A 244-nucleotide genomic window follows, 5' to 3' on the forward strand; every position below is an offset into this window, starting at 1 on the left:
GCGCAGCAGCCGCAGCGCGGCGAGGGCGGCGCCGACGGAGGCGGGGGCGAGGCCGGTGTCGAAGATGAAGGTACGGGCCGTGTTCACGAGGTGGGCGATGACCCGCTCCGGGCCGAGCACCACGCCGCCCTGGCTGCCGAGCGACTTGGAGAGGGTGGCGGTGACCACCACGTCGTCGGCGCCCGCGAGCCCGGCCGCGTGCGGGGCGCCCCGGCCGGCGTCGCCCAGGACGCCGAGGCCGTGG

1 protein-coding gene is annotated in these 244 nt (G+C 78.7%); it reads right to left on the reverse strand.

Features of this window, described 5'->3' with window-relative positions:
* The coding region (locus GTW40_RS06415) for an aminotransferase class I/II-fold pyridoxal phosphate-dependent enzyme (RefSeq protein ID WP_161179182.1) at positions 1-244 on the reverse strand (244 nt) is incomplete at both ends.

Source organism: Streptomyces sp. SID4985, assembly GCF_009863025.1.
Classification (GTDB): Bacteria; Actinomycetota; Actinomycetes; order Streptomycetales; family Streptomycetaceae; genus Streptomyces.